Below are 24,498 nucleotides of genomic sequence, written 5' to 3'. Positions count from 1 at the left end.
ATGTTTAGAAAAATGTATTGGACGCACTCACGAACGCTTCTTTTTATACTATTTGCCTTTTTTCTTGTCATCTTGACAGCTCCGCTGCTTGCTCCATATGATCCGTTGCAAATCAATATGAATGAACGTCTGCTGAAACCAAGTGCGGAGCATTTTTTCGGAACGGATTATTTGGGGCGAGACTTATTTTCTCGCATACTAGCGGGAGGGCAAGTAACGGTCGGAACGAGTATTCTCGTATTGGGCATTGTTTTGTTGATCGGCGTTCCGTTAGGCATGTTTTCAGGATTTGTCGGAGGCCGTTTCGACCGTTATTTGATGAGAATCATAGACGCTTTTCTAGCTTTCCCTGATTTTATTGTCGCAATTGTACTGAGCGGTATTTTAGGCCCCGGTATGTTAAATTTAATTTTTGCAATCGTTGTAGCGAAATGGGGAAGCTATGTGCGGCTTGTCCGCAGCACGGTGTTATCTGAGAAAGAAAAAGATTACATTTTAATGGCGGTTGTCAATGGTTTAAGCACATTTCAAATTATTCGTAAGCATTTGCTGCCCCATGTCGTGGGAAATGTGTTCGTTTTAGCGACGTTGGATCTTGGAAAAATTATTTTGTTGATCGCTTCCTTATCTTACATCGGCTTAGGAGCGCAGCCGCCAACTCCTGAATGGGGGGCGATGTTGAACGAAAGTACACCATATTTTCACACCTCGCCATATTTAATGTTTATTCCTGGAATTGCCATTATGTTTACTGTTCTAGTTTCTAATTTAGCTGGTGATGTATTGCGAGACCGTTTTGATGTAAAAGGATAAAGGGGAGATGGTATGTCATTATTAACTATTGATCAAATGCAAATTAATTTTCGAAATAAGCCGATTGTTGAAAATGTGAATATAACTGCCAGAAAAGGAGAATGGTTTACATTAATTGGCGAAAGCGGCAGCGGCAAAAGCATCACAGCTTCTGCGATTGGAGGGCTTCTGCCGAAAGAAATGTGGATAGCCGCCGGGCATATTCAGTTTGACAACAAGGATATGACTCATTTATCGAAAAAAGAATTTCAGAATTTACGGGGAAAAGAAATATCTTATGTCTTCCAAGACTATCAAAGCTCGTTTACTCCTTTTATAAAAATCGGTAAGCAAATGGATGAAATGATCCAAACTCATTGTTCTTTAACTAAAAACGAAAGAAAAGAAATCGCTTTTCAAGCATTGGAAGACGTACAACTCCCTGCAAAACGCGTCTACAATAGTTACCCTTTTCAATTAAGTGGCGGACAGCTGCAGCGTGCATCCATTGCTATGGCCATTATGCTGAATCCGAAATTGCTTATTGCTGATGAGCCTACCACTGCGCTTGACAGTATGACAGCAGCACATGTGTTAGAGGTCATCGCGAATATCAAAGAGAAAATCAATTGTGCAATATTATTTATTACACATGATTTGAGGCTTGCTAGGAAATATTCCGATACTGTTGCAGTAATGAAGAAAGGGGAGATTGTCGAAACAGGGACGAAAACAAATGTTATTTACCATCCTCGTCATCCTTATACCAAGCAATTATTGAGTGCCGCTCCAACCTTGCCGAATAAAATGCATGAAGTGATCACGTGAAGGCCGAGCGGTCATTCAGCGTTGTACCAGCGATGAGGCGTATTGCCTCGCCTGTTAAACTGGATTTTGCAATGGAAAGGAATATGTCATGATGGAAGATCTATTATTGGCCAAAAATATCAAAAAAATTTATGCTTCAGGTCATCAAGCAGTCAACGGGGTGTCGATATCGATACAAAAAGGCGAATGCGTCGGGCTTGTCGGTGAAAGCGGCAGCGGGAAAAGTACATTGGCGCGCTGCTTGCTTATGTTAGAAAAAATAAGCGAAGGCGAAATTTTTTTACATGACCAACCATTGCATAAAATGACTAAAAGAGAAATTCGAAAAATTCGCCATTGTATGCAAGCGGTGTTTCAAAATCCGGCAGCGGCTTTAAATCCAAAACGAAAGATCATCGATTCTGTCATGGAGGCATTAGATACACATCGTAATATCTGCCCCATTTATTTGCAGGATGTAAGAGAGCACCGTGAATTATGCGCAAAGCGGCTGCTAGAGATGGTTGGGATGACGGACCGCTATCTTTATCGCTATCCCCACGAGTTAAGCGGAGGGCAAAAACAACGTGTTGCCATTGCTCGTGCGATTAGCATCCAGCCGTCTTTGATCATTTTAGATGAACCGACAGCAAGCTTAGATGTCTATACACAAGGGCAAATATTAACTCTTTTAAAGGAGCTGCAAAAACAATTGGAATTATCCTATCTATTTATTTCCCATGATCTCCCGTCGGTTCATTTTTTAAGCGAGCGCATTTTGGTAATGAAAGATGGGGCTTTTATTGACTGCTTTCAAAAGAATGATATATTCTCTCAAGCCCGCCACCCATATACAAAAATGCTCATTCACTTGTTTGAAGGTTAAGGGGGATAATAATGACTCACCGAACTTATCTATCTTTGGCGATTCCGCTTATCATTTCAACGATCACCACCCCGTTATTAGGAGCTGTCGATACGGCAGTAGTGGGACAGCTTCCTGATCCAGCGTATATTGGCGGCGTAGCTGTAGGGACGATGATTTTTAATACGATGTATTGGTTGTTTGGCTTTTTGCGGGTCAGTACGTCCGGCTTTGCCGCACAAGCTTATGGTGCGCAAGATGCCAAGCAATGTTTTTTATATTTCGTAAGACCGTTCCTCATTGCGTTAGCCGTCGGCATTCTATTTATCCTCGTTCAATGGCCGATGAAGCATATCGCATTAACGCTTATTCATCCGGATGAGAAAGTCATGACTTTCACGGACGAATATTTTTCGATCCGCATTTGGGGAGCCCCGTTTACGCTGGCGAATTACGTCATTCTAGGATGGCTCATGGGAATGTCTCGTGTTAACATTTCGCTATTTTTACAAGTATTTATGAATCTATTAAATGTTGTACTTGATTTGTTGTTTGTGAACGTTTTTCATCAAGATGTGAATGGTGTAGCTGCCGCTACATTGATTTCAGAAGTGGCTGCATTTCTCATTGGAATGTATATCGTGTTAAAGTCTTCCGATCTTCGCCTTTTCTCCATTCCTAGCAGCGAGCTGTGGAATGCAGGAGAATTTAAGAAGATGATGGCGGTCAATCGGGATTTGCTTATTCGCACGATTTGTTTGTTAACCGTGTTTAATCTTTTTACAGCGAGAGGTGCCTCTTTTGGTACCGAAATACTGGCAGCCAATGCCGTTCTCATTCAAATTCATTACATCATGGCGTACTTTTTAGACGGATTTGCCAATGCCAACAGTATTCTCGTCGGAAAAGCTGTCGGTGCAAAGGATGAAGCTTTGTATAAACGCACTTTATCGTTGACAGGGCAATGGGCGATAATTTCCCCCTTGTTTATGATGCTTATTTATATACTGTTTAAAGATTCGATCATTCCTGTTTTTACGAAAAATCAGAATGTGATCGAACTGGCCAGCTCCTACAGTATTTGGGTCACGATATTTCCACTTGCGGCAAGCTTCGGTTTAATTCTCTACGGTGTTTTTACAGGAGCGACCATGACCAATCCGATTCGCAATTCCATGCTGATTTCTCTTGCAGTATATATTGTTTGTCTTTTCATTTTGATTCCGATGTATTATAACCACGGTTTGTGGCTTGCTTTTATTGTTTTCAGCCTCGGTCGGTCTGTGTTTTTAGCTATGTATGTTCCAGCATTAAACAGAACTTTATTCAAAAAATGAGGTGCCGGTGATCTTAAGTGCTGAGTCTATCAAACGATTGGACACATAAAGATATGCCTTAACTTACAGATCACGATCACTGTATATGCTGGATTTTTCATTTAGCAAAGAAACATAGCAATTATTTTTGATCATCTCGTGCATCATGATACTAGCGGAAAATGAAGGATGTTATAATACTTCAGTCATCATCAATTTTTGAAAAGGGAGCATGAATGAGTTGGAAATAAATCATCGTTGTTGAAACAGTAGAATCCAACCAAAAAGTTACCGTGTAAAAATGTTGGAAAAGAATCATCATTGTTGGAACGGCAAGCAATGTCGGGAAATTGGCATCATGTGGGCGAGTTAAAAATGTGCGACAAAAAAGCAAGCAAGAGACCGACTTTCCCGTGGAATGTACGTGATGATTCGTCAAAGATTTGCTGCCAAAAATTTGCCTGAATTGATCGGCGTGATCAATGAAAAAAATAGCCACCGTGTTTTTTTTTCGAAGATAAAGGATTTACATGCAGTCCTGATTTATTGGCCCGCCTTTTCATACGGCGGTGCTTCATACTCGGAATTTGCGAAACATTTGTGAATGATTGTGAGAGGAGAAAAACAGATGAATAAAGCATTGCCCATCATGATTCAAGGTACGCATTCCGATGCGGGAAAAAGCGTGATTGCGACAGGTTTTTGCCGAATTTTTGCGCAGGACGGATATCGAACGGCGCCGTTTAAATCACAAAATATGTCACTCAATTCGTATATTACCGTTGACGGCAAGGAAATCGGCCGCGCCCAAGGAGTGCAGGCGGAGGCGGCAAGAACGGTCGCAACGGCGGATATGAACCCGATTTTGATCAAGCCTGTGAGCGATCACACTTCACAAATTGTTGTGAACGGTAAGCCGTATCAAAATTATAAGGCAGCAGCGTATCGGCAGGAATTTTTTGAACTTGGTTTGCAGGTGATTAAAGAAGCTTATCATCATTTGGCAAGTACATATGAGCGAATCGTTATAGAAGGAGCGGGGAGCCCTGCGGAAATTAACTTAAATGATCGCGAGCTTGTCAATATGCGCATTGCCCGGTTAACAAACGCTCCTGTCATTCTTGTCGGCGACATTGATAGAGGCGGTGTATTTGCGAGTTTAGTAGGAACATTGCAGCTGCTTGAGCCTGAAGATCGCGATCGCGTAATTGGGGTAGTGATTAACAAGTTTCGCGGGGATATTTCCTTGCTGGAGCCGGGACTTCGCTGGTTTGAAGAGTATACAGGCAAACCGGTTTTAGGGGTCGTACCATATATTTCTAATTTAAACATTGAGGCGGAAGACGCCGTCATATTAGATACGTTTCCACGTACAAATGAGAAAACTAGCGAGATTGATATTGCTGTTATTCATGTTCCTCACATTTCGAACTTTACCGATGTTGACCCGTTTCTATATGAAAAGGATTGCCATGTTCGCTATGTAAAGGAGGCAAATGAACTCAGAGAACCGGATGTTGTCATTTTGCCGGGAACAAAAAATACAATTGAGGACTTATTGCTTTTGCGAAAATCCGGCTTTGCGGATGCGATAGAAAAGCTTTATCGAGCGAAAAAATCAGTCATTGTCGGCATATGTGGCGGTTATCAAATGCTCGGAAGGGAGATTTCCGACCCTTATCACGTAGAAACATCGATAGGGAGCGCAAACGGATTCGGTTTTTTCCCGATTCGCACCGCCATGATGAAAGAGAAAAGGACGACTCTTACAACAGGGATGGCCCACTTTGCTGATTGTAGTGTGCCGGTGGAAGGCTATGAAATTCATATGGGAACAACTTCTTATGAAGGGGACGTATCGCCATTTATTACGACGGAAGAAGGAGTTGACGGCTGCATAAGCCAAGACAGCCTCCTAATTGGAACGTATTTTCATGGCATATTTCATAACGATGAGTTTCGAACGGCATTTTTGAATTTGATAAGAAAAAGAAAAGGTCTTCCGGCGATTTATGAGCGGCCATCAATGAAAAACATTCGTGAAGAAGCCTTTGACCGGCTTGCCGATTGTCTCCGGAAGCATGTAGACATCGAGTTTATTTATCGGGAAATGGAACGGTTTCAAAGCAAATCTTTTTTCTAAGAAATAAACGGAAATCTGATATGTTTGTTCGCCTCTTTACATTTATATGGAAATCTTTTTTGCACTGTGATTTTAGCTGTCTGTTTTTTTATAAAAATCCGGGAGGAAACGGTCATGCGGTTAACAGATGAAGAAGTGCAATCTCTTTTACAAGAGATGGAAGATTGGAAGCTTCTTGAAGAGCGATGGATTGCAAGAAAGTACCTCTTTCAAGATGATTTGCAAGAAATCGAATTCGTGCGGAAAATTTCGGACATTTCTGAAGAAGTAAACCATCATCATTTCTATTGACTATAAGTTCATCACGGTAAAAATTTCGTCTCAGAGAGCGAAAGGACTCACAAAGCTTGATTTCGAACTGGCGAAAAAATATGATGAAGCTTATGAAAAAATAAAAGCAGGGTAAGAACGGAAAAAAGTGGATTATATGTGAAGCAGATGACGTGTAGAAAGCCGCATTTTCCGCCGCACCATAAGTTACGATATAAGGGACTTCTTTCTTCTTGAGAAGGAGAGCGGTTTTCAAAAAAATGATGCGATTTAAAAGGCATCCTGTTTTTCTCGAATAGATGGGCAGCTGAAATGATGCGGAGCTGCAAGAAGCGTGTATATGGTCTTTTTGGGGAAAATCTGCATTTATGGATAAAAAAAATGACGAAATTTTGCACACACAAAGCAGGCAACAAGGATGTTAGTTGATGTTGTTGAAGGAAAACTTTTAAGTGATCGGATCATGTCATAGCACCATTCAAGATATCATTGACAATGTTGAAGGAAAACAACCTGCCGAATTTAATCGTATGACCATGACCGAAGCGCTGCAAAAATCCTTTTGATTTACCGCGAAGCTTCGAAAGAATTATTTATACACCGCAGCACACTTGAATATCGCATTGAACGTGTTGAAGAAATACTCAATGTTGATTTAAATCATGCAGATATGCGCTTTGAGCTCATGATGGCATACAAGCTGTATAATTTGTTTGATTTTGACCGAAGCGAGCTGGCAAAAAGGTGAATTCTATTGATCGAGCAAAGGATTTTGGAACGGGATAAAGTCCGGCGGAAAAAACGGTTAAGCTATCGGGCAAGCGTGTAAAAAACATCTCCTGCGAATTTATGAATGAATCATTTCTGACACGTATTGGAAAGCTTTAGCAAGCTTAAAGAATTTAAACTCTAAGCGAAAAAAGGCAAATGAAACTCCGGCAGATGAGCCAATCTCCCTTGCCGGAGTTTTCTTTTTTTATGTGTTTTGCAGCCCATACAATCATTTTTTACACGATATTTAAACGCCGTGCTCGGCTGCAACTTCTATGTGCTGAAACGTTGTGACGTCAAATAATCCTAAATCTGTAATTTTGAGCTCTGGAATGACAGGCAAACTTAAAAAAGAGAGCGTGAGGAAGAGATTGAAATGCCGATGTTTGCTCACTTTGTGCAAGCTGCTGTTCAATTCATCGAGTTGATGGGCGACGATTGGATATGCTTGATCTGACATCAATCCGCCGATCACAAGCGGCAAAGAGGCGAGCGGCTTTCCATTCTTTACAACGACAAGGCCTCCGCCGATCTTCTTTATTTCTTGAATAGAGCAGATCATATCCTCATCGTTTGTGCCGGCAACGATTAGATTATGGGAATCGTGGGCGACGGTTGTGGCAACCGCGCCGCTAGTTAAGCCCAATCCTTTCACAATGGCAAGGCCGATGTTGCCAGTGTTTCTGTGGCGCTCGAGCACAGCAAGTTTTGCCAAATCTTTTTCAACGGAAGGGACGAAGCAAGAACCGTCGCTCGGAACTTCCATCATTCTCTTGACCGTTTCAATTTGATTTGGAATAATTTCGATGACATGTGCTTTTTGATTGGTTTTCACATGGATGGCCAAACGTTCTTTTGTTACTTCGTTTATGTTTAGATGAACGGAATTTGTTGATAAAACAGGCCGTTGTTTTGCGGTTGCTAAACCTAAATATCGGCCGTTTTCAGCAACCACTTTTCCGGCTTTCAAAACTTTTGCAATTGGCAACGTTTCTAAATTGTCGACTATCAAAAAATCAGCTGCATATCCGGGTGCTATCGCTCCTTTTTGCGATAGTCCGAAACATTGGGCGGCATTAATCGTTGCCATTTGAATTGCGATGAGAGGATCAAGTCCGTGTTCGACGGCGAGACGAATATGATAATCAATGCTTCCTTCGGCAATCAAGTCGTCTAAATGCTTGTCATCCGTGCAAAATAAACAGCGATGGCTGTTTTTTTCATTGACAACGCCGATCAAATCAGGCAAATTTTTTGCAGCAGATCCTTGACGGATCATGACGTACATTCCGCGAGCAAGGCGGTCTTTTGCTTGCTCTTTTGTCACACATTCATGATCTGTTTGAATGCCGGCCGCTCTGTAAACATTGACTCCTTCAATGCCAAGACCTGCGCCGTGTCCGTCGATCTTATATGCTGATGCCGTTAAAAGCTTGTCAATGATGCGGTCATCTAAATTTTGAACACCTGGGAAATCCATCACTTCCGCAAGCCCGAGCACCCGAGGATGCTTGTAAAAAGGTGCAAGTTCATCATCATTTAACACAGCGCCGGCATTTTCAAACGAAGTCGCCGGAACGCAGGAAGGCAGCATGCAATACACATCCAAATCAAGACCTTCTGAGTCCTCCAGCATAAAAGAAATGCCTCGCGTTCCTTCGACATTGGCAATTTCATGTGGATCTATGATAACGGTTGTGACGCCGTGGGGCAAAACCGCTTTAGCGAACTCCTTCGGTGTGACCATCGAAGATTCAATATGGACATGGGAGTCGATGAAACCTGGAACGATGAACTGATTCTCGGCATCAATAATTTCTATTCCGTCATATTCTCCGATACCGGCAATTACCCCGTCCGCAATGGCGATATCTCCATTCATTATCTCTAAATTGAAAACATCGACAATTTTTCCGTTTTTGATCACAATGTCTGCCGGAATTTGTTTGCTTGCCACTTGGATTCGTTTCTTTAAAATGTTTTTGTCCATTCTCATTGATCCCTTCTATAAAACTCGAATTTCTTGAGTTTGACAGGGAGAGCCGTTTATCTCTCGTAGTCAAACTATTTACGGTAGTTTGGTAGAAACGTTTGAACCGTATTTCCAAACTTATACGAGAAAACCATTGTATTTTTAAGAAGAGATTATACGACTCTGATTTAAACAAAGCAAGATGATTGTTGCATTTTTTAACAAATTTTCGAAATGAGCAAAAAGAAGAGAAACGGTTCATGCTTTTTTCCTGCCGGTAAACGAAAAGTTGAGAATCACCGTTTCTCGGGCGGGTCGCAACAAATTCGTTTTAAAAATTAGGAAGAACGACTCCTCCATAAACAAAGGATAACATAATAAGAATGGCGGGGTGCACCTTCCATTTTTCTAATGCAAAGAACGATACAGCAGCAATGATAAGTGATTGGATCATCCCGAGCGAATGGGCGGAGTCTTTCATCATTTCCCAAGTTAAAAGCAGCATCATGACCGCAATGACAGGCTGGACAAGCAAGGTCATTCCTTTCACAACTAAAGATTCCCGATGGCGTTGAATCAATTTTAACAGTAGAATCAAAGCGAACGCTGATGGAAATACAGTCGCAAACAAAGCAATGAAAGCTCCCCACCAGCCGTAAACATCAAAACCGACGTATGCCGCAATCTTCGTTGCAATTGGCCCCGGCAAAGAATTTCCCAGTGCGAGCATATTGGAAAATTCAGCATTTGTCAGCCATTTGTAATGATTGACAATTTCCTCATACATCAGCGGTATGGAAGCGGGTCCTCCTCCATAACCGAGGATGTTGGCCAAAAAGAACCCGATGAATAAACTGATCCAAATTTTCATGCCGACATCTCCTTGCTTTGGCGCTTCCGTTTTAAATGGAAAGCTCCGTATGTTAAAAACAGCAGAATCACAATGGCAGGATGAATCGAAATCATCTGCAGCAGGCAAAACGAGACAATCATCAAGAGGATGCCCAGCCATTTTCCCAATCCTTTAATGGCCTTTGAAGAAAATTCGTAAGCCATCTGCCCGAGCATGGCTGCAATCACCGGCATAACAGCAGCAATCATACCGTTGATCACAGGTGAACCGCTTAAAGCCGTGACCATTTTGAACAATAAAATCATGGCTAAACAAGTAGGCAAAATATGTGACGCAACGCAAATAAAAGCGCCTAATGCCCCTTTTTGTTTATATCCTAAGTAAGCGGCCATTTTTGTCGCGATCGGTCCGGGCAAGGTATTGGCAATGGCCAATATTTCAGCAAATTCTTCATCTTTTACCCAATGGTATCTGGAAACGGCCTCATAACGGAATAACGGAATGACGGAAGGTCCGCCGCCGAATCCGAAAACTCCGGTTCTCAGCATGGCCATGATAAGATTTTTATAAGATGTTTGCATGTTCCTCCCCCTCAATCCATTATAATTTCATTCCCATGCGGCTCTTGTATCGTTTAATGAGAATTTGACAGTCAACGCTGACGACACCGCGCATCGGATACAATTTTTTAGTTAAAAATTTTTCCATTTCTTGATTATTTTTAAAGATTCCATGCATATGGAGCTTGCTTGGTCCAGTCATATGGTACAAGCTTGTAACGGCATGCTCCTCTGCCAATTTTTGTGCCACTTCCTCCAAATACTGCGGTTCTACTTCGACATTAAAAAAGGCGGAAACATGAATGCCGATTTTCGTCGGATTGATTACCGTCGTAAATTTTTCGATAATTCCTTTCTCGATTAAGTTGTTTATTCTCGCTTGAACGGCAACTCGAGACAAACCGATTTCTTTTCCTAAATCCGTATACGAAATCCGGCTGTTTTCGTGCAGCTTCTCCAATATCCGCTTATCAATGTCATCAATGTCTAAATTCGGAATGTTGTATTCAAATGCCATAAAAACCACCTTTGATTTCGTTTTGTTTATTATTAAGAAACTAAACTTTCTTTTAGTATACAAAATATATTTTATGATTTCTATAAAAAATAAAAAAATATTTTTTATTTACGAAACGAAAAAACTTTGTAAAAAAATTTAACAAATTCAAGGATCTTTCCTCGGCAGCTTTCTATAATGGAATCGAATTTTTTAAAAAAGCTTGCCAGAGGTGAAGAAAATGAAACGCACACATCCAGCTATCGTTATTTTCTTATTTTTTCTAGGATGGGTATTTATGTATGCAGACCGGAATATTTTGTCGCCAGTGATGGGAGAAATAGGTGAGCAATGGAATTTGAACAATAGTCAATTAGGTTTGATGTCCACTGTATTTTTTATTGCCTATTCGATCATGCAAATTCCAACAGGATTTTTGGCTGATCGTTTTGGAAGGGTGAAAGTTTTAGTAATTGGCTACACATTATTTGGCATTACCACTTTTTTGAGCGGATTGGCATCTTCTTTTGCTTTGTTTTTGTTGATGCGTGCTTTAACAGGTATTGGAGAAGGAACCTATTACGGTTCGCAATACGGAATTTCTTCCAACATTACCCCTAAAAAATACAGAGGCCTCGTTTCGGCAGTGATCAACAGCGGAATGGCTTTTGGCATTTCCCTTGGTTTTATTGCCGCAAGCTACTTCACGTACACCTTAAACAAAGGATGGCAATTTTCATTTTATCTATTTGCGATTCCAACGATTCTTGTTGCCATCTTGATAGGATTGTGTGTTCGCGATCAATCCGGCCATGAAAAAAAACAAGAAGTTTCCAATGTTCAAGATGGACAAAGCTTAAAACGGCTGTTTACAAAAAATCATCTGTTCGTCTACATTCTCATCTTCTGCTCTTTATATGGATTTTTCGGAATGCTGACTTGGCTGCCTTATTATTTGCAGACGGTAAAAGGGGTAGCCGGTTCGCAAACAGGGATCATTTCTTCTTTGGTGCCGTGGGCTTCGATTCCGGGGGCTATTTTCTTCGGCTATGTTTCAGATAAAGTAAAAAATAAAAAGCCGTTGATCATTTTTTTAGCTGTTGCTGGAGCTGTTTGCCAATTTGTCATCCCTTATGCGGAAAATTATTCGTTGCTGATAGCAGGATTAGTTTTTTACGGGCTGCTAGGAAAACTGGCGCTCGATCCCGTATTAATATCTTATATGGCTGAAATTACGCCGTCTTCCATGTACTCAAAAGTGTATGGTTTTTTCAATTTCAGCGGAATGCTTTCTTCCATTTTTGCACCTTATATTACGGGCTATTTTGCCGATATCACCGGGAAGCTTGAAATCGGTTTTTATTTGTCAGGTGTTTTGCTAATCATCGGCGCAGTCTTATTTCTGTTTACTGAAAGTTCAAATCGCATGTCCGATTTCGTTCAAAACAACAAACCGAGGGAGGAACAAGCAATATGAGCCAATCAATGATCGGAACCAAAAATATGGTTGTCAGTCCGCATTATTTGGCATCAGCAGCTGGCAGCCGCATACTGCAAAAAGGGGGAAATGCTTTCGATGCAGCGGTAGCGGTCAGCGCCTGCTTAGCGGTCGTTTATCCGCACATGACAGGGATCGGGGGAGATTCTTTTTGGCTGTTTTACAGCAGGAAGGATCAAAAAGTTCGTGCGTATAACGGCAGCGGCCGTTCCGGCTATAACGCCACGATTGAAAAATACGAAGGTTTGTCCGCCATTCCTTTTCGCGGCATTCAAAGTGTCATAACCGTTCCGGGGATGGTTGATAGCTGGGATGCCATCTTGAAGGAATACGGAAGGCTTTCATTGGCGGAAGTTTTAGAGCCAGCTATCGAATATGCGGAGAACGGGTTCCCTTTTTCCAAAGACCAATATGTCAACACAAGAAAAAATGTTCATATTCTGCGAGAGTTTCCGGAAACATCATCAATTTTTCTGCCAAATCATTGGGTTCCGAACCTGAATGAAAAATTTATCCAGAAACAATTGGCAAATACTTTGAAAGAATTGGCAGAAAAGGGAAGAGATTATTTTTACAAAGGCGGGTTAACAAAACGCATTGTATCGAGCCTTCAAGAAAAAGGGGGGCTTTTAATTGAAGATGATTTTGCGGATCATCGCGGAAATTGGGTCGAACCGCTGAACGGAACATACCGCGGTTATACAATATATCAAGTTCCGCCCAATTCACAAGGCTTTGTCGGGATAATGGCGTTAAATATTTTAGAAAACTTTGATTTTAAAACCATTCCGCACGGTTCTTTTGAATATTATCATCTATTGACAGAATCGTTGAAAAAAAGTTTTCAAGATCGCAACCAAGTATTGACAGATCCCGACTTCTACGCAATTCCGCTTCATAAACTGTTAAGCAAAACATATGCGAAAGAGCTGGCCGATTCGATCAGTCTGACAAAAGCAAGCGAAGTAAAGACGCAGCCTGTTGGAAACGACACTGCTCATGCAGCTGTCGTGGATGAAGAGGGAAATGCGGTTTCCTTTATACAAAGTCTTTATTTTGAATTTGGTTCATGTGTAGTGGCCGGTGACACAGGGATTTTGATGCAAAACAGAGGATCGTTCTTTTCCCTTGATCCGTCGCATGTCAATTGTTTGGCGCCGAGAAAAAGAACGTTTCATACGCTGATGCCTGCAATGGCTTTTAAAGATGAAAAACCGTATATTTTATACGGAACACAAGGAGGAGAAGGGCAGCCGCAAACACAAACTGCGATCATTACAAGAATGATTGATTATCAAATGAGCCCTGCAAAGGCAATACATGAGCCAAGGTTCGTGTGGGGAAGAACATGGGGAGAAGAGACGGAAGAATTGAAGATGGAAGGCCGAATCCCGCAAGAAGTGATCGAATCGATGATCAAAGCTGGCCATCTTGTAAAAGTTGTAGATGATATTGATAAAATTATGGGACACGCCAATGCCATATTAATGGATGAACAAGGCTTTTTACATGGCGGGGTTGATCCGAGAGGAGACGGTGCGGCAATCGGATGGTAATGGGTCTGCATGAAAATGCGGTCTGTAATTTGACAGTCGAACTTACGTTTTTCTGCAAAGCGGAATGAAAAACGTCCATATTGGGCTGGGGATTGCAGCTATTATCCGCTGAAGATGGATGTCAAGAGAAAAGCTTCGGCAAGGGAAAACCTGCAGAAACAATGATGGATCTGCAGGTTTTTATCATATGAATGCATTTTGAAGAAGCCTCAAACCTTCTTCATTTTTTTGTTCACAGCTGAAACAGAAAAATAGATTGACAAAAACAAAGCGGGCAGGAAAGTAGGTGTGCCGGTTTCTTTTTTGCTAAAATAAAAACAAAAAAATGGATAGACGGGAGAGAAATAATGGCAAAGGTGAAAAAAACAAATGCCATGCGGATTTTAGACCGGCACGGCATATCTTATAACATATATACTTACGAAAAAGAAGATGGAAAAATCGACGGGATATCGGTGGCAAATAAGATTGGGAAAGATGTCAAGTTCGTCTATAAAACATTAGTCGCTCAAGGGGCGTCCACAGAGATTTACGTTTTTGTCATCCCGGTTGCCTGTGAATTGGATCTGAAGCTGGCGGCAAAAGCGGCCGGAGAAAAAAACATCCACATGATTCCGGTCAAAGACTTGAATAAATGGACAGGTTACATCAGGGGAGGGTGTTCTCCCATCGGCATGAAAAAACATTATAAAACATTTATTGATCAAAGCGCCGAACAACTTGAGGCGGTGGTTGTCAGCGCTGGAAAAATCGGCATGCAAGTAGAGTTATCGGTAAAGGATTTACAAATGTTAACAAAAGCACAGTTTTGCAGCTTGATTCGATAACCGGCGAATGATGTTTGGATGAAGTATGTCGGCAGAAACAATACGAGGTTTGAAAGAATCCTTGAAGATCGGGGATTTTGCTCGATGAAGGGCATTTTGCAATAAGCCCGATATGGTAGAAATTGTTTGATGAAATGAAAAGAATGAAGCAATGAAAAACGGTCTTTTGATGGAAACAATTGAGTTGAAGACATGTGGACATAAAATAAAGATAAATGTCGTCGACCTCCAGTAGTGTACAACCCCTGGGGGATCGACGACTTTTCCATTTTATAGAAAATCAAAGCAAACCTTTGCAAAATAACACAATAGACAGTATTGATAAAATATCCTCCTTCACCTATAATCAAATTAACGAAAACACTCAAAAATAAAAAACCTTGAATTTATGGGACATTTTTGGGGTTTTTATCTTACCTATGAGGAATTAAAACCTGCGCTTGTTCTTTTCGCTGACCACCAATAATAACGTTTTTATCTTACCTATGAGGAATTAAAACTATCTTTCCCAATTCGATATTGTCGTCTGTGGTATCCGTTTTTATCTTACCTATGAGGAATTAAAACGTGACTTTGTAGAATTTCCCCATTGTTAAGCTCCTGATCAAAAAACCACTATAAAGGGCTTATTTCAAGTTCATAAAAATCCCAGCAGCAAGGCTCTTTTTTTGACATTCAATCAACAAAACACTGCATTTCATATCCATATTTCATCTCCTGCTCTTTTTTTCAAAAATTGGCTTTGAAAATCAGCAAACGAAAATTGTCAATAAGCCGTAAACCCTTTTCGGAATACGAGTATGAAAATGATCGAAAAAGAATCAGCAAGAATAAGATGTTGGAAAATTCTCTTATTCTTATAAGAAATCGTTTTGGAATATTCGCCAACAGAAACTTGCACTTAGAATCAGTTGAGAATGTACGTTCTTATATAGTATGATAGAATAGTTATCTAGTTTCATTTTGTTAAAAGGGTGTTTTGACATGAGTTCAGAAATTGCATCAACTGACACAGTGAGAACGTTTCAATATGGGGATAATCTCAAAGTAAAAATTGAACAAAATGACTGCATTTCCTTTTTACGTTCTTTAGATGATGAAAGCATCGACTTAATTGTAACAGACCCTGCTTATTCAGGAATGAATAACAAGCTGCAGTTGGGAAAGGGCAGGATCGTCGGCGAATATAAGCAAAAAGGAACAGAAAATGGAAAATGGTTTGCGGAGTTTGAAGACAGTGAAGATAATTATCATGTCTTTTTGCAAGAATGCAAACGGGTGTTGAAAAAAGATACAGGACATATATACATCATGTTTGATTCGTTTTCTTTATTAAGCCTAGGGCATTTGGTGAGGGATCACTTTGATGTAAAAAACCTTATCACTTGGGATAAAGTCAATATGGGCATGGGCCATTACTTTAGAAGAAGGCATGAATATATCATTTTTGCGACGAACGGAAATAACCGCAACATCCGAAACAGGTCCTTTCCGGACGTATGGCGGTTCAAAAGAATACACAATGCCAAATATCCGACCCAAAAACCGGTTGAGTTGTTCCAAGCGATGATTTATGCAAGCGCCGAACAAGGGTTTACGGTTTGCGACCCGTTTTTAGGGAGCGGTTCGTCAGCCATTGCAGCAATGATAAACAATTGCCATTTTATCGGCTGTGATATCGCCGAGAGATCGATTCAAGCAGCAAACGAGAGAATCCAGCATTTTATCGAAAAAAATGAAGACATCTTTCAACCAAAACCAAGCTATATAGAGGGAGAAAAAATATTTTGGCAATAAGGGACAGGTGTTAAAATAAAAATGGCATATTTGTATAAAACTCATTCATTATTCTTCGTTACTTCACCAAGAACTCCGTTTAAAATGAGACCTGAAATCGATTTGCTTGTGCAACATTTTTCAGGAAAACCTTGGAATGAAGAGACGCAGCTGGCTTTTGCCAAAAAATTATCGCAGGCTCCTTTTTTTGAAGGAGGAACTTCGTTAGATAGTGCATTTTCAGCCAGGGATCGGATTAATAGAGCGCCAAAAGCATTTGGTTTTGTTGATTTATCTCCAACCGTTCAATTGACGGAAGCGGGGAAAGCGTTTTTAACAAGCAAAAGACCGCATGAAATTTTTACGAGACAGCTTCTCAAGTTTCAACTGCCCTCCCCTTATCATATCGATAAAGATACGAGCAGATTTTTTGTGAAACCGTATTTGGAATTGCTGAGGCTGATTTATGAACTGGACGGATTGTCGAAAGATGAGATCAGCATTTTTGTATTGCAGCTAACCCATATAGATAAGTATGGAGCGATCAAGCAAAAAATTATTCAATTCAGGGATGAAAAGAAAAAGCTGGATCGGTCAAAAACAAGTTATAAACGGTTTGTGAACGAAATTTTCGAAAAAGAACTGTTAGAAATTTATGCGGAAGAAGTCAAACAAAAAAAATTTAAAACAAGGGAATCAACAGAAAAGTCACTAAAAAAATTCCTTTCAACCAAGAGAAGAAATCATAAAGATTATACGGACGCTTCATTCCGTTATTTGCGGGCAACCGGTTTAGTAACTCTTGAACCTAAAACCTTTAAGTTGGTGATCCCGAATGAAAAACGAAACGAGATTGAATTTTTGCTTGAAAACGTAAAACGGGAACCGATTTGGTTTGAAAACGAACAAGAGTTTAAAAAATATTTATTTGATTCCGCTTCACCTGAGTTGTTAACCGACAATAAGGCGGAACTGATAAAGAGCATAAAAGAGCATGAAAACAATGAAGAAAATATAGCAAATCTTGATATTGAAAGCTTAAAAGACATACGAGACAAGCTTATAGAAGAAAAAATGCAGAATACGGTTTTGCAGCAAGTTGCAACATTAAAGACTTATAAAGAATATCCTGATATTGTGCAAACATTTAGAGATATTGCTGCCAGAGACGTTGTAGATCCGTCTTTAATGTTTGAGTGGAATGTTTGGCGTGCATTTACGATGTTGAATGACGGTAAAATACACGGCAATTTCCGATTTGATGAAACGGGTATGCCGTTATCGACTGCTCCGGGAAATATGCCCGATATTATATGTGAATATGAAGATTTTGATCTTTTAGTGGAAGTCACTTTATCTACCGGCCAAAAGCAGTATGAGATGGAAGGTGAGCCTGTTCCAAGACATCTAGGAAACCATAAAAAACGAACCAACAAAGATTCGTATTGCCTTTTCATTGCAAACACTCTCAATCCCGCAACATTGGCGCACTTTTTTTATCTTCACAAAGTTCCCATTACCTATTACGGCGGAACTTCCAAAATCATACCGATGCAATTGTCGGATGTAATAGAAATGTTGAATTGCGCCTACCGCGTTCAAACAAAACCTACATCGGCGACAATAAAAGCTTTTGTACAACATTTATCAAAAAGAGCAGCAGAACTTGATGATGAGAATAAATGGTATGAAGAAATCAAGCAACTTGCAAAAAAATGGACATCTCTTGATTGCGCCAACTGATAATTGGATTCATAAGGGATTTCTGGCGTTTCTATCATTGCAGGAATTTGTATAGCAGGATATAAATTTTACAGCTTCTTTTTGTTCAGCTGATGAAAAATTGGGAGTACCATTTGGCATAAACAAAATATGAATCTATGACAAATCGGTCATTGTATGGCGTAAATAGATAGTCATTTAGTCATTTCAAAAAAAGCGAGTGGTACGTTTTGAAAAAAATCGTATTATTGGTTCTAATCGGATTTCTGCTGTTTGCAGCGGTCAAATTTGTATTCGGACTTGGAAAAGGCAACCAAAATAATCGTAACGTCGCAACAACGAGTTTTGCAACTGAAGAGTCGCCGATCATTATTGCCCACCGCGGGGCAAGCGGATATGCGCCTGAACATACATATTCTGCCTACAATAAAGCAATTGAAATGGGAGCGGACTATTTGGAAATTGATTTACGGATGACGAAAGACGGCAAGCTTGTTTCCATGCATGATTCGACTGTCGACCGCACGACGAACGGACATGGTGAAGTGAAAGATCTAACACTAGCTGAAATCAAAACATTTGATGCCGGGAAATGGTTCAATCAAAAATATTCGTCAGAAAAAGTGTTAACGTTAGAAGAAATCCTTTCAAAATATAAAGACAAAGAAAAATATTATATAGAAACAAGACCTGTCGGCAAACAATTAAAAATGGAAAAGCAATTGGTCGATCTTTTGCATCAGTACGATTTAGTCCGCAAGAAAAAAGTAATCGTTCAATCTTTTTCTGAAGCTAGTTTGAAAAAAGTGCATAAACTGGACAAAAACATACCGCTCACACAATTAATTAAGAACCAAAAGGTTACAAACGAGGATATCAAAAAATGGAAACAATATGCAACCTATATCGGAATGGACGCCAATCTTGTTGATCAAGACTTGTTAAAAAAACTACATTTGCATGGATTGAAAATGCATGTATTCTTTTTGGAAACAGCAAAAGAGAAGAGCGAACAAGTTAGGGTAATAAAACTTGGTGTCGACGGTATTTTTACAAACTATCCTGATTATTCCATTGAAGTAAGTTTGATGAAAAACAAACTTTGATTGCAAGCTTTTTTTCGTCCGCTGTTTCAAAGCTAACGAAAATCAAGTCAATCGGAATTGCCTTTTTTTTGCAAAGTCCTGCGTGACAAAAGCGGCGTATTTTGTAAATGAGAAGTAATGAACAAGGAGAGCCACAAATTGTTTGGTGGACACTTTCAATATTCCGTTTTTCAACAAGGATTTTGTGTGATAGAGGATTTTTACTGTCTGTCATTAGCTAGTTTTGCTTGCCTATCAAATTCCCGATTGTCTCTTTTTACTAAAAGATTAGAGCATGATCGGGTTTTTTTATATTTACAAAAAGGAACATATGTTCTATAATTTTTATGTGGAGATTTGTTTTATACTTGCCGGACAAATGACAAAAAATGATATAATATAAGAAACGCTTGGAGGTAAGAGGGATGGAAAAAATTTTAAAGCAGTTTTTCGATCAATTTAACAGCCGTTTTGACAGTCTCCAAACACAATTGACGGAATTAAACAATGGGCAAAAACTAGTCGAGAAGCGCTTGGACAGGCTGGAAAAAGGCCAACAGCAGATGGAAAAGCGGTTGGACAGGCTGGAAAAAGGCCAGCAGCAGATGGAAAAGCGGCTGGACGGATTGGAAAAAGGCCAGCAGCAGATGGAAAAGCGGCTGGATGGATTGGAAAAAAGCCAGCAGCAGATGGAAAAGCGGCTGGATGGATTGGAAAAAGGCCAGAAGCAGATGGAAAAGCGTTTGCATAGTGTTGAAAAACGTTTAATGAGTGTTGAAAATACACAGCAGCAAATGGAACAACGGTTGACCGAATTAGAAAAAGGACAAGAGCGGATCGAGTTGAAAGTTGATCAGCTTGGAACCGAAATGCGAAGCCAATTTAAGCATCTTGACCAAAGACTGGATCGCCATGAAAAAGTTTTTGAAGTGGTTTCAGCCGAAATGAAAAACATTCGCATTGATGTTCAATACTTAAGCGAAAAAGCCGGCAAACACGACCTTGAAATCAATAATATTATGAAAAGGTTAGGGGTGTAATCAATTGACTTTAAGTTTGTTGCGTTTCTAACCTCATATCTTAACGCTTAAACATTTTATATTTGTATAACACAGGAACATATAGCAAATCACTGCGATAAATCAGGAGCTACTCCTTGAATCTTGATGGCAATTCCCCTGTCGTCATAAATTTCATTTTTCGTTCCACATAAAGTCCAACTTAAATGATCAATAAAACCCATTGTTTTCAATCGTGTGACGGCGTCATAAAAACCTACAAAATCAAGAGTTGTCATTTGATCGAAGAGAACAAAGGCAATTTTCATCGCAACCTCCGAGACCAAATACTTTTTCTATTATCCTTTTAATTATCACCTTGCCGATTTGATGACAATATGTGTCTATTTCGTCTTGAATGACAGTTTGCTTTATCCTGATATTTCTCATGTTTCCATGCGAGGTTTTGTCCTCTATTATTTCTTCTGGTGAAAACAATACGAATAGAGGGGAAAAAGCAATTCCCCTTTTGATTTCGGAAATTATGAATTCTTGTCCAACAATATGATTACTGCCCACGCTTTCTTCTTACTGTTACTGACTCACCAGCAATTCCCCAATTGTCGGTTTCCACTTCCTCGATGATGACAAAAGTCGTCTGCGGGTTTTTCCCTAAAATGTCCTGAAGCAATTTTGTCGCTCCTTCAATCAGTTGTTGCTTTTGTTCCGAAGTAGCTCCTTCTTTCGTGATTTTAATGTTTACGTAAGGCATTTGTCCTCATCCTTTCTAATTTTTTAAAAAATAACTGCTATTTTTATGATTGATCCATTTTATTTGGCCAATCCCTAACAGCAACATTCCAAAAACCAACACACACGCTGCAAACATCAGAGAGGTATGATAGTTTCCAGAGTTGGCAATTAAAATTCCTGCGATGGAAGGGCCTATCATTTGGCCGATTCCATACACGAACGTTAAATGGCCAATCACTTTACTGCTCTTATTAGGTGTAGTCATACGTCCCTCTGAAACAGCTAAAGTCGTAATTCCCATAAATGTTGCCCCAAATAATAAAGCCCCAATTAAAGCTCCGTAAGAATTCATAAATACCGCTGGCAATATTACACCTACCATTTGAACGAAAAAAGCGATTTGTAATGTTAGGAGATTGCCGTATTTTTTGGCAACTAAAGCCCATAAGATACAAGAAGGAATGGCAGCAGCACCAACGAACACCCAGCTCAAAGCAGGAAAATGTTTTAATGAAGGGATGTCCTGCACAAGAGCAACTAAAAAAGTGCCGCTTACGCTATAGCCCATTCCCTCACATCCATAGGAGGCAATAAGCCATGGCAAAACCTTTTGTTTATGGACAGGTTGAGTGCGAGACACGATTAAAGGAGGGTGTGTAATTTTTGCCGAATTCTCTTTTAACCACAGGAACGTGAATACACTTATGAAAACGGAAAATATGCCTAACCCGATCCAAGCTCCGCCCCAACTGAAAAAGTGGTTGAAAACAGGGACCATGAGGCCAGTTATAAAAATTCCTAATCCAACTCCGCTGTAAAACATGCCTGACCAATGTAATTTCTTGCTTAAGGCAAGAGCATCCAAAATCATACTTGAAGCAAGCACAAAGACGAGCCCGCTTGTAAAACCTGAAATAAAGCGAAAGAAAAACCAAAGCAAGTAGTAATCAGTCAACCCCATCGTCATAGTTGTCAAAATATTAAGGATAACATAAAACCTTAAATAAAATATTTTCCTTTTTTTCCACTTTGATATTCCTGCTAATAAAGCTCCTAGCAAATATCCTAAGTAATTGATTGAGGCAAGGTATCCTGCGATATCATCGGGAAGGCGCACTGCATCTTGAAGGTACGGCAAAATAGGCGTGTATGCGAAGCGCCCAATTCCCATGACAATCACTAAAGCGGCAATCCCTCCAATCACAATGAATATAGGTGATGACTTGTTGATGATAATTCCCCCTTTTTTATTTGAATTTTCTTACCATCATCATACACATATCCATAATATTTGGTAAAATGATAAAAACGGATAATAAATATTAAAAATATCGATACCTGACAGAAAGGGGAAAAAATGGATATCGAGGATTTAAACGTGTTCCGAATTGTTGCAAAACACGAAAATATATCAAAAGCAGCGGAAGAATTAAACTTCGTTCAATCCAGTATTACAGCCAAAATCCAAAGATTGGAGGCACATTTTCAAACGCCATTATTCCATCGGCATCGTTATGGTGTTTCATTAACATCGGCTGGCAAAATTTTGTTAACGTATGCCAATCAAATCATTCATTTTTGGACGGAAGCAGAAAAGGAAATTATCTACTCGAATATTCCTAAAGGTCCTTTATCTATCGGTTCGATGGAAACAACAGCTGCTGTAAGGCTGCCAGCACCTTTATATTCTTTTAGCCTTCGCTACCCGGAAGTCGAATTATCCATCAAGACGGGACCGACAGACGAATTGATCAAGTCAGTTCTTGCCTATGAAATAGACGGAGCATTTGTAGCAGGACCCGTAAATCATCAAGATCTCTCGCAACTGGCAATTTTTGAAGAAGAGTTAGTACTTGTTTCACAGAAGAAAGGGGTGCAAGATTTAAACAAAAGTAATTTATTAGTATTTCGACAAGGCTGTTCCTATCGCAAGAGACTGGAAGAGTGGCTGAAGGCTGAAAGGGTAAGTCCAAACAAAATCATGGAGTTTGGTTCATTGGAGACTATTTTAGGATGTGTCAATGCGGGATTAGGCATTACCCTTTTACCGAAAACGGTCATTGATCGTTATCAACATCACTATACATTTTCTTGTTTTCAAATAGCGGAAAAATTTGCGAAAGCAACGACTTTCTTTATTCAACGCAAAAATGCAGCAACTACGATGGCAATGGAAAAATTTCTCGAAACTGTTACGGCTGCCGGTGAAAACAATACAAAATAAACAAGATTTATGAAACAAGCAATGAATTATTAGTATTATGTCAAGAAAATAGACAAACAAAAGCGAGAAAAATTATTTGGCTTTAAAGCGATGCAACACGATCAATGAGTTCCGAGGGAACGGGAGAAAGCCTTAACGGATGAGTTATTCAAACTATGATTTTCAAATTAATTGAAGAAAATTACTTTTTGTATGGAACAGAGATTGAAGACGCTGCCAATAAGTATTCCTTTTCGTGAAGACTTTATCCCACGGCTGCTAAATACTAGCAACAAAACGAAATCTCTGGCAATCGTCACAGCTATTCGAAAACAGTCAAAGACGCTACCTTTATACGTATGAAAAAAGATCATATTTTTCTTGCAATTTCATTAATGGATCTGTCTTCGTTTTCTCTTAATTAACCGCAGGCATTGTTAGCATCCTTTCTTTCCTTCCACCTGTTTAAGTCTGTGTACAACCTAAACAGTAGAGGAGATATTGGGAACTGGCAAGCCTTTTTTATGCACAAGTTCTGCATTTTTTGTTGCAGAACTCTATATTTTTATGGTTCTTACGCAATCTTGATGATTGGAAGGAGTTAATTGAGAAAAAATTTTTAGTTTCTTATTCTCAATTATCTCGACTTTTCACCAAAAGGACGTAAGAACCATTTTTATTTTCAATAAACAGATAGTAACAAAAAAGGTCAATCTGGTGGTATCTGACCACAATTAACCTGTTAAATATAGCGGTATTTATAATGCCGAGCGAATTCATTCGGCAAACGAGTACATGTCGCCGATGGAGTAAGAGAAGATGCATTAGCAATGACAAAAACCGAATGCAACTATCCAAAAGTCACGATATAAGGAGCATCTTTCCTCTTAGAAGGGAAGGATTTATCAAACCGTTCTCCTTCTCAAGAGGCCACCAAACGAAGTGCGGTAGTAGGTTTTAAATTTTTCTCGATTTCAAGTGTCTATTTTCTTGACATAATACCAAACTTTTTCTAGTATGCGCCCGATCTATTTATTTTGATTCATCACCACATTTTGTGATTTAACCCAAAAAATAAGGAAAACACTCACGAATTCCTGGCAATAATGTTAGCGTCACTTAACATAACAGGAGGTTCTAAAGTGTTTTCCGTATCACCGGATTAACCCCCGAGTTTTGGACATAGTTACTCTTAGTCTATCTTTTTCTTAAAATAGCTCTCTTTTTCTTGATTA

The 24,498-nt window shown here is 39.7% G+C and carries 22 protein-coding genes, 1 pseudogene and 1 riboswitch; of the genes and pseudogenes, 16 read left to right on the top strand and 7 right to left on the bottom strand.

Translation table 11 applies throughout. From position 1 onward, the window contains the following. The 8 genes and pseudogenes from nikC (at position 1) to AC0KTX_RS13080 (ending at position 6,941) form a co-directional block, all read left to right on the top strand. On the top strand, positions 1-813 hold the full coding sequence (nikC, locus tag AC0KTX_RS13115) for a nickel transporter permease (RefSeq protein ID WP_340882493.1): 813 nt from the start codon (positions 1-3) through the stop codon (positions 811-813). A 12-nt stretch (positions 814-825) separates the two neighbouring features. After that, complete coding sequence (locus AC0KTX_RS13110; RefSeq protein ID WP_340881314.1) at positions 826-1,620, top strand: ABC transporter ATP-binding protein; 795 nt, start codon at positions 826-828, stop codon at positions 1,618-1,620. Between the two features lie 91 nt (positions 1,621-1,711). Further along, entirely contained in the window at positions 1,712-2,485 is a 774-nt protein-coding gene (locus AC0KTX_RS13105) for an ABC transporter ATP-binding protein (protein WP_340882495.1), read from the top strand. 11 nt (positions 2,486-2,496) lie between these two features. Continuing rightward, on the top strand, positions 2,497-3,801 hold the full coding sequence (locus tag AC0KTX_RS13100; protein ID WP_474252593.1) for an MATE family efflux transporter: 1,305 nt from the start codon (positions 2,497-2,499) through the stop codon (positions 3,799-3,801). A 406-nt stretch (positions 3,802-4,207) separates the two neighbouring features. Beyond that, positions 4,208-4,384, top strand: coding sequence for a hypothetical protein (locus tag AC0KTX_RS13095; RefSeq protein ID WP_340881318.1), 177 nt, complete (start codon positions 4,208-4,210; stop codon positions 4,382-4,384). A 24-nt stretch (positions 4,385-4,408) separates the two neighbouring features. Next, the gene (locus tag AC0KTX_RS13090) at positions 4,409-5,923 is read left to right on the top strand and encodes a cobyric acid synthase (RefSeq protein WP_474252592.1); all 1,515 of its coding nucleotides are present in this window, start codon (positions 4,409-4,411) and stop codon (positions 5,921-5,923) included. 114 nt (positions 5,924-6,037) lie between these two features. Beyond that, positions 6,038-6,329 (top strand): annotated as a pseudogene (locus tag AC0KTX_RS13085) (4a-hydroxytetrahydrobiopterin dehydratase). Between the two features lie 426 nt (positions 6,330-6,755). Next, complete coding sequence (locus AC0KTX_RS13080) at positions 6,756-6,941, top strand: helix-turn-helix domain-containing protein (RefSeq protein ID WP_063388251.1); 186 nt, start codon at positions 6,756-6,758, stop codon at positions 6,939-6,941. Between the two features lie 270 nt (positions 6,942-7,211). Here the strand turns inward: AC0KTX_RS13080 and ade are convergent, their stop codons facing one another. From ade to AC0KTX_RS13060, 4 genes are all read right to left on the bottom strand, one after another. Beyond that, positions 7,212-8,954 carry an adenine deaminase gene (gene ade / locus AC0KTX_RS13075; protein ID WP_474252591.1) on the bottom strand — a complete coding sequence of 581 codons (1,743 nt, stop codon included), beginning with the start codon at positions 8,952-8,954 and terminating at the stop codon, positions 7,212-7,214. A 46-nt stretch (positions 8,955-9,000) separates the two neighbouring features. After that, a riboswitch (purine riboswitch) is annotated at positions 9,001-9,102 on the bottom strand. A gap of 165 nt (positions 9,103-9,267) precedes the next feature. Beyond that, on the bottom strand, positions 9,268-9,807 hold the full coding sequence (locus tag AC0KTX_RS13070) for a chromate transporter (protein ID WP_327803638.1): 540 nt from the start codon (positions 9,805-9,807) through the stop codon (positions 9,268-9,270). After that, on the bottom strand, positions 9,804-10,370 hold the full coding sequence (locus AC0KTX_RS13065; RefSeq protein WP_474252590.1) for a chromate transporter: 567 nt from the start codon (positions 10,368-10,370) through the stop codon (positions 9,804-9,806). Before AC0KTX_RS13065 ends, AC0KTX_RS13070 begins: the two co-directional genes overlap by 4 nt. A gap of 19 nt (positions 10,371-10,389) precedes the next feature. Further along, positions 10,390-10,866 carry an Lrp/AsnC family transcriptional regulator gene (locus tag AC0KTX_RS13060; RefSeq protein ID WP_474252589.1) on the bottom strand — a complete coding sequence of 159 codons (477 nt, stop codon included), beginning with the start codon at positions 10,864-10,866 and terminating at the stop codon, positions 10,390-10,392. 220 nt (positions 10,867-11,086) lie between these two features. Between AC0KTX_RS13060 and AC0KTX_RS13055 the strand changes: the two genes are divergently transcribed. The 7 genes from AC0KTX_RS13055 (at position 11,087) to AC0KTX_RS13025 (ending at position 20,349) form a co-directional block, all read left to right on the top strand. Then, a complete protein-coding gene (locus AC0KTX_RS13055; RefSeq protein WP_474252588.1) occupies positions 11,087-12,322 on the top strand; it encodes an MFS transporter in 1,236 nt (411 codons plus the stop codon). Next, the gene (gene ggt / locus AC0KTX_RS13050) at positions 12,319-13,899 is read left to right on the top strand and encodes a gamma-glutamyltransferase (protein WP_474252587.1); all 1,581 of its coding nucleotides are present in this window, start codon (positions 12,319-12,321) and stop codon (positions 13,897-13,899) included. The genes AC0KTX_RS13055 and ggt overlap by 4 nt, the downstream gene beginning before the upstream one ends. 347 nt (positions 13,900-14,246) lie before the next feature. Continuing rightward, complete coding sequence (gene ybaK, locus AC0KTX_RS13045; RefSeq protein ID WP_474252586.1) at positions 14,247-14,726, top strand: Cys-tRNA(Pro) deacylase; 480 nt, start codon at positions 14,247-14,249, stop codon at positions 14,724-14,726. Between the two features lie 984 nt (positions 14,727-15,710). After that, entirely contained in the window at positions 15,711-16,523 is an 813-nt protein-coding gene (locus AC0KTX_RS13040) for a DNA-methyltransferase (protein WP_474252585.1), read from the top strand. A gap of 21 nt (positions 16,524-16,544) precedes the next feature. Beyond that, complete coding sequence (locus tag AC0KTX_RS13035; RefSeq protein WP_474252584.1) at positions 16,545-18,245, top strand: AlwI family type II restriction endonuclease; 1,701 nt, start codon at positions 16,545-16,547, stop codon at positions 18,243-18,245. A 209-nt stretch (positions 18,246-18,454) separates the two neighbouring features. Further along, positions 18,455-19,330, top strand: coding sequence for a glycerophosphodiester phosphodiesterase family protein (locus AC0KTX_RS13030; RefSeq protein WP_474252583.1), 876 nt, complete (start codon positions 18,455-18,457; stop codon positions 19,328-19,330). 404 nt (positions 19,331-19,734) lie between these two features. After that, complete coding sequence (locus tag AC0KTX_RS13025) at positions 19,735-20,349, top strand: hypothetical protein (RefSeq protein WP_474252582.1); 615 nt, start codon at positions 19,735-19,737, stop codon at positions 20,347-20,349. A gap of 89 nt (positions 20,350-20,438) precedes the next feature. Here the strand turns inward: AC0KTX_RS13025 and AC0KTX_RS13020 are convergent, their stop codons facing one another. From AC0KTX_RS13020 to AC0KTX_RS13010, 3 genes are all read right to left on the bottom strand, one after another. After that, entirely contained in the window at positions 20,439-20,636 is a 198-nt protein-coding gene (locus AC0KTX_RS13020) for a hypothetical protein (RefSeq protein ID WP_474252581.1), read from the bottom strand. A 239-nt stretch (positions 20,637-20,875) separates the two neighbouring features. Beyond that, positions 20,876-21,079 carry a 2-hydroxymuconate tautomerase family protein gene (locus tag AC0KTX_RS13015; protein ID WP_474252580.1) on the bottom strand — a complete coding sequence of 68 codons (204 nt, stop codon included), beginning with the start codon at positions 21,077-21,079 and terminating at the stop codon, positions 20,876-20,878. Positions 21,080-21,094: 15 nt separating this feature from the next. Further along, a complete protein-coding gene (locus AC0KTX_RS13010) occupies positions 21,095-22,240 on the bottom strand; it encodes a YbfB/YjiJ family MFS transporter (RefSeq protein WP_474252579.1) in 1,146 nt (381 codons plus the stop codon). 177 nt (positions 22,241-22,417) lie between these two features. Here AC0KTX_RS13010 and AC0KTX_RS13005 point away from each other — a divergent pair, with 177 nt between their 5' ends. Beyond that, positions 22,418-23,284, top strand: a complete 867-nt coding sequence (locus AC0KTX_RS13005) for a LysR family transcriptional regulator (RefSeq protein WP_474252578.1) — start codon at positions 22,418-22,420, stop codon at positions 23,282-23,284. The last annotated feature ends 1,214 nt before the right edge of the window (positions 23,285-24,498 follow it).

The organism is Aeribacillus sp. JST-2 (assembly GCF_056032925.1).
This window is presented reverse-complemented; position numbering and strand designations above follow the sequence as displayed.

Coding starts and splice junctions, on each gene's coding strand:
- AC0KTX_RS13055 (WP_474252588.1), top strand. CDS start 11,087: ATGAAACGCACACATCCAGCTATCGTTATTTTCTTATTTTTTCTAGGA.
- AC0KTX_RS13070 (WP_327803638.1), bottom strand. CDS start 9,807: ATGAAAATTTGGATCAGTTTATTCATCGGGTTCTTTTTGGCCAACATC.
- AC0KTX_RS13090 (WP_474252592.1), top strand. CDS start 4,409: ATGAATAAAGCATTGCCCATCATGATTCAAGGTACGCATTCCGATGCG.
- nikC (WP_340882493.1), top strand. CDS start 1: ATGTTTAGAAAAATGTATTGGACGCACTCACGAACGCTTCTTTTTATA.
- AC0KTX_RS13015 (WP_474252580.1), bottom strand. CDS start 21,079: ATGCCTTACGTAAACATTAAAATCACGAAAGAAGGAGCTACTTCGGAA.
- AC0KTX_RS13025 (WP_474252582.1), top strand. CDS start 19,735: ATGGAAAAAATTTTAAAGCAGTTTTTCGATCAATTTAACAGCCGTTTT.
- AC0KTX_RS13065 (WP_474252590.1), bottom strand. CDS start 10,370: ATGCAAACATCTTATAAAAATCTTATCATGGCCATGCTGAGAACCGGA.
- ybaK (WP_474252586.1), top strand. CDS start 14,247: ATGGCAAAGGTGAAAAAAACAAATGCCATGCGGATTTTAGACCGGCAC.
- ggt (WP_474252587.1), top strand. CDS start 12,319: ATGAGCCAATCAATGATCGGAACCAAAAATATGGTTGTCAGTCCGCAT.
- AC0KTX_RS13095 (WP_340881318.1), top strand. CDS start 4,208: ATGATTCGTCAAAGATTTGCTGCCAAAAATTTGCCTGAATTGATCGGC.
- ade (WP_474252591.1), bottom strand. CDS start 8,954: ATGGACAAAAACATTTTAAAGAAACGAATCCAAGTGGCAAGCAAACAA.
- AC0KTX_RS13100 (WP_474252593.1), top strand. CDS start 2,497: ATGACTCACCGAACTTATCTATCTTTGGCGATTCCGCTTATCATTTCA.
- AC0KTX_RS13040 (WP_474252585.1), top strand. CDS start 15,711: ATGAGTTCAGAAATTGCATCAACTGACACAGTGAGAACGTTTCAATAT.
- AC0KTX_RS13060 (WP_474252589.1), bottom strand. CDS start 10,866: ATGGCATTTGAATACAACATTCCGAATTTAGACATTGATGACATTGAT.
- AC0KTX_RS13005 (WP_474252578.1), top strand. CDS start 22,418: ATGGATATCGAGGATTTAAACGTGTTCCGAATTGTTGCAAAACACGAA.
- AC0KTX_RS13035 (WP_474252584.1), top strand. CDS start 16,545: ATGGCATATTTGTATAAAACTCATTCATTATTCTTCGTTACTTCACCA.
- AC0KTX_RS13020 (WP_474252581.1), bottom strand. CDS start 20,636: ATGAAAATTGCCTTTGTTCTCTTCGATCAAATGACAACTCTTGATTTT.
- AC0KTX_RS13105 (WP_340882495.1), top strand. CDS start 1,712: ATGGAAGATCTATTATTGGCCAAAAATATCAAAAAAATTTATGCTTCA.
- AC0KTX_RS13110 (WP_340881314.1), top strand. CDS start 826: ATGTCATTATTAACTATTGATCAAATGCAAATTAATTTTCGAAATAAG.